The sequence below is a fragment of the Rhizobium sp. BK251 genome (assembly GCF_004345245.1).
Classification (GTDB): Bacteria; Pseudomonadota; Alphaproteobacteria; order Rhizobiales; family Rhizobiaceae; genus Rhizobium.
In genome coordinates this window covers 1-4,922 of record NZ_SLUQ01000027.1, presented here as the reverse complement: position 1 = coordinate 4,922, position 4,922 = coordinate 1, and the positions used below count along the sequence as shown (strand labels likewise).

Genomic DNA, 4,922 nt, shown 5'->3' with positions numbered 1-4,922 from the left:
CACCATGCCAGGGCGCTCGGCCATCATGTGGCCGCAGCTGGCCTCGTCTGGGAGCGTCGGTTCGAGGCGGCGCGTCAGTCCGAAGCCTGGATGCGTGAGAGGCGCGATGTCGTCGAGATTCCGGGGCTCACCCCTCACAGCGAGGCGATCCTGAGGCAGTTCGATCAGCTGGCCCGGGCGGAGAAGCCGAAATTCCTGGAGCAGCTGTCCGCCACGCCGGAGGGCAAACAGGCGCTCGAGGAGGCGAAGACCATCGCCCAGGCGCTTGAGCGGCGGTTTGGCAGTGCCGACCCGCGCGCGTTCAACAAGGAGCTCGACCGGCTGGAAGCCGAGGACGCAGCGAAGATCGCGCGCATCAAAGACATCGCACGCATCGTCGATCGGGCGCAGCGGGCCGAGCTGTCGCGTCAGTATGAATTGAAGCGGAGTCTCAACAAGGGGCTGGGATTGGGGATGTGAGAGAGGGCGTTTCAGCGGAGAGGGCCAAAGACGCCACGCAGCACCGAAGGCTGCGGGCGGCAAGGGTCTTAGAAGAAGACCCAATGCGAAGTTTCCGCTTTGCGTCCAGGCCGCTGGCGGGTGAGCAGCCGGATAGAATCATCCCGGATCCCCTCTCCGCCATCGAGAGGGGTACGAAGGACTTGCGATGCGACTTGGCTGCGTATCGTTCTATCCACGCGCGGACGCCGCTCGCGACCCGTCAAAAGTGTTGACCGAAGTAGTCTAACGCGCGCATTAGTGGTTGCATCAGTGGAGCTGTCGCCTGGGTCCCATTTAGGAGGCTTTGGAGGCTGTATCTGGGAGAGGATGAAACACGTCGTTCGCCTTCTCGATAAATCGGCGATCTCTATTTGCTTGATCGCTGCATTGCTGACAGGGGCTCTGGGCCTTGTTGGGGCGCGGACCATCGCTCTTTCAATGGCTCGTGCCGATGTCGACCACTATGCAAACACCCTTTTGGATCGGGCGGAGTTGATTGCCCGGGAAATCAACAGCGCCCTTGCCGAAGCCAACCGCCTTCAGGGCGATGCTTGCGGGTCGGATGACCTAGAACATTTAAGGAAAATTGCCTTCACGGCGCGTTATATTAAAGATGTGGGACGGTTGGTCGACAAAAAGCTCGCCTGCTCGAGCTTTCTCGGTGTGGTCACGCCACCCTTCGAAATACGGCCACCGGACCTTTCCACCGCGGACGGCCACAAAATTTGGGTGAACACACCGCTTCGCTTGGCTGAGGGAGTTACCGCTCTCGTCGTGGAGGCCGGAAGTGCGAATGCGGTAGTCGACCCCTCGGCATTTCTCGATCTGGCCTACCAGCCATTCCGTTACGCTATAGCCATGGTCGATCCGGACAAGCGCGGTGTTGTGCGTTCATGGGGCCGGCGCCTCGTTGATGACAGCGTACTGATAGCCCGCACGGACAAATCGGTGGATACCGGTATCGACCTCATTCGTGTCGACTGTTCCAAGGATTATTTCATATGCGCGACTGCGGCGCTAAACCGATCGGAAGCAATCGCCCGACAGTCAAAGTTCGTTTCTGGCTTCGGCGCACTCGGCCTCCTTCTCGGCGGATTTCTAAGCTCGATCGGCTTCCTCCTGCGCACCTCGCCGAAACCGCTAAGCACGCGGCTCAGAGAAGCCTTGCGTTCGAACCAGCTGACACTGGTGTTTCAACCGATTGTCGACCTACGCTCCGGTCGCATGGTTTCAGCTGAAGCGCTTATCCGATGGAGCGACCGCGAGGGCAACGCTATCCCTCCGGATACTTTTATATCGGCAGCAGAGAGCGATGGAACCGCCGGAGAGATCACCGCATACGTCATTCGACACGTGACCCGCACCGCAGGGCCGATGCTGCGCGACTATCCTGAAATGACCATCACCGTGAACATCGTTGCGGCCGATTTGACCGATCCCAATTTCTACGTGGTTCTTGAGCAGGCGCTTGACGCTTCCGGTATCATCAGGCGACAGATTGGCCTTGAACTGACCGAACGGTCAACTGCCCGGCAGGACATCGCCATTTCGGCGATTGCCAGACTGCGCCAACTGGGCCATCCAGTTTATCTCGATGATTTTGGCACAGGCTACTCGAGCCTTGCGCATCTCCAGGGCTTGAACCTGGACGTCATCAAACTGGACAGGGCTTTCACCAAAAGTGTTGGCACGGATTCCGTTAAGGTGTCGATCGTGCCCCAGATTCTGGAGATGGCGAATGCGCTTGACCTCCGGGTTGTCGTTGAGGGTATCGAGACCCAAGCCCAGTATGCCTATTTTGCCTCCACCAATCCCCCCTGCTATGGACAGGGCTGGATTATTTCCCGGCCTCTCTCATTCGATAAACTCGTTTCTTTCAAGGCTGAACACTAGACGTTGATTGCGCACACGAGATCATCCAATCAACAAGATTGTCGAGCTATCGTCATGGAGCCCAAATATGGAAAGCAGCCACATGGCGGTGCTTAGAATCGATCCGTTTCCGTCCCAAGACGAACTAAATGTACTTTGGGCAGAGGCTTGGAGAAGTCCTGCACCCAGAAACTTCTCTAACGTCTTGTCACGCAGCCTCGTGCATATAGGAGCCTATGCCGATGAAAGGCTTGTCGGCTTCGTGAACGTGGCCTGGGACGGCGGTATCCACGCCTTTGTCCTGGACACCTGTGTCGATCCTGGGATGCGAAGACAGGGTATCGCTACTCGCATGGTGATGAAGGCTTCAAATGTCGCTCGAGAACGCGGAGCAACGTGGATGCACGTCGACTTCCAACCACATCTGATTTCCTTCTATCGGACTTGCGGATTTCGGCATACCGAGGCGGGACTTATGAAGCTTAAGTGACGACCTGATGCTACTCATAGGCGGCGGTCGCTGAGAGCGTGGCGCATATCAATGTGCCGTTAGACACTTCTCCTCGATTAGGTGGAGAGAGCATCAAAAATGCCCCGGTACAGCTGGGGCAATTGCCGGCTGTTTGGATAAGCCGACCGGACAAGAGCGAGTGTACAATACATCCGAGGCCGAGGCTTCTGGCGATTATAGCTGGTACTGCCTCGAACATTACGCCTACCGCATGTACTGTTCTCTGCTGTGATCCAAAGAGAAGCGGCGACGTTGGTTATTCAACGCCGCCGCAGCGCCTGCGCCTCCCGAAGGGGAGCTATTTATTGGTGGTGGACGACGTCGAGGTATTGTCCGTCGGCATCATACCCGTTGCAGGTGCGCGTTCCGCTGACTGCATCTCAAGCGTCTTGAATTCCGGTGCGGCCTTCAGTGAGTCAGCCGTTTCGGAGGTCGTCAGCTTTACCGTGCCGTCCTGCGTGTTCTGCGCGACAGTGATCTTGTCCATCGGAACGGCGACGTTCTTCTCGCCGATGCCAAGGAAGCCGCCGACACCGACCACTGCGGCAACAAGGCCGCCTTCCTTCTGCATGATCAGGTCGTTGATGTCACCAATGCTCTCGTTGTTGGCGTTGTAGACGGACTGGCCGATATAGGTGTTGGCGCTGATCTGGTCAGCCGACTGTTCGGTCAGATAGCTGCCTGAGGCAGCCGGTGCCTGGGCCGTATCGGTCGACGGAGCCGCCGCCGGTGCCTGCGCGTTGTCGGCCGGGAGGGCCGGAGCAGGGGTGACGGGCGAAGCGGGCTGCGTGGACTCGACCGACGGGGCGGGTTCGGCCGGCGTCGTGGCGCTCTGTGCGAATGCTGCCGGAGCAAGTGCCGTTGCGAACAACGCACCTGCGGCAACCGTGGTGAGGAGTTTGCTGGTCATATTGAACCTACCTTTCAATCAGATCGTTGATCCTGAGCCCGGCGATGCGTTCATTTTGAGCACCGTGTTCCGAGCCGGTTCGAAAGGGAAATGGGTCAACCAGCAATTGGTTCCGGTGACGCGGAAGCTGCGCCCAGAAAAGCGGCCGATCAATGTGCCGAGGGCTCTCCTCCCATGGCTATGTGGTGTGGTGGCAGCCGCGCGGCTCTTGCACGACGAGGTGCACCACATGAGCCAGTGTGCATAGAGATAACTAAAAGAACTGGTCCTCCGGCGCTATCGACTCTCGCGCGCCTATCGGCAACCTTTGCACCTTGCCGCGTTTCGCATTGGCGCGATTGCCTCCGGTGGGGAGAACGAACAAGCTTTCAGGGAGATGCCTTTAGGCACGTAAACAGCCCGAAACACGTTACATCCGAACCTTTTCTCCAAGGAAGACAGTCTCGGCTCTGCCGTTCGAACTCAAAAACCTCCATCGCATCCAGTCGGGCTATCGACCCTTAAGATCGGGTCCGGCACAGAAGAACGTCGCGGGAGTTTCCTTTTAGAAGGAGACGACCATGGCCGAGGACAAAAAGATCGTCGAAGTGAAGGTCACCAGCGAGGGCGGAGACCAAGTGGCCGTCGGCCTCATGAATACAGAGCAAGCGCTCTCACTCCCAGAGCAGATGGATGTCACCGTTTCTCATCCCGATCACGCCCCCGGAGCAACCGATGAGTTCATTGGCCGGGATGAATTGCGAGCCCTGACAGAGCCGTGGGTGGAGCGCCCAACTATCCGGTTTCCCGCGCCTACGACCGACGATAAGGCTGTTCGTTGCGACGAGGCGAAGGTCGCTGCCAATTTTGCTTTGGAGGAGATCATTGCAGCGGCAAACGAGGCCGGGTGGGCAAGACAAGAAGTCACGAATGCGCTAGTCGAAGCAGCCCAATTCCTCAAGGATGCCGCAATAGCCGATCCAGATCCGGCCGACGATTCTGCAGTCGGCGGCAACCGCCATAGGTAGGTCGTAGCGAGCAATTCGATTGAATCTCAAGCCGTTCTAGTGGCACGTGTCAAGCGAATCGAGGAATTGACCCCTTTGCCGAATTGAAGAACTGACCCCTCATTGGTTTGCGGTTTCATTGGGTTCGAGCGTCGCTCCGGCC

The 4,922-nt window shown here is 58.1% G+C and carries 4 protein-coding genes and 1 pseudogene; 4 read left to right on the top strand and 1 reads right to left on the bottom strand.

Features of this window, described 5'->3' with window-relative positions; translation table 11 throughout:
- The 3 genes and pseudogenes from EV286_RS32255 to EV286_RS31805 form a co-directional block, all read left to right on the top strand.
- Positions 1-459: pseudogene (locus EV286_RS32255) on the top strand (Ti-type conjugative transfer relaxase TraA); the annotation flags it as partial.
- 348 nt (positions 460-807) lie between these two features.
- The gene (locus tag EV286_RS31810; protein ID WP_132961213.1) at positions 808-2,373 is read left to right on the top strand and encodes an EAL domain-containing protein; all 1,566 of its coding nucleotides are present in this window, start codon (positions 808-810) and stop codon (positions 2,371-2,373) included.
- 82 nt (positions 2,374-2,455) lie between these two features.
- Positions 2,456-2,842, top strand: coding sequence for a GNAT family N-acetyltransferase (locus EV286_RS31805; protein WP_132961215.1), 387 nt, complete (start codon positions 2,456-2,458; stop codon positions 2,840-2,842).
- Between the two features lie 319 nt (positions 2,843-3,161).
- Here EV286_RS31805 and EV286_RS31800 read toward each other — a convergent pair whose 3' ends face one another.
- A complete protein-coding gene (locus EV286_RS31800) occupies positions 3,162-3,773 on the bottom strand; it encodes a PRC-barrel domain-containing protein (RefSeq protein ID WP_132961212.1) in 612 nt (203 codons plus the stop codon).
- A gap of 560 nt (positions 3,774-4,333) precedes the next feature.
- On the opposite strand from EV286_RS31800, the gene EV286_RS32720 reads away from it, so the two are divergent.
- A complete protein-coding gene (locus tag EV286_RS32720) occupies positions 4,334-4,780 on the top strand; it encodes a hypothetical protein (protein ID WP_245500906.1) in 447 nt (148 codons plus the stop codon).
- Positions 4,781-4,922: the final 142 nt, after the last annotated feature.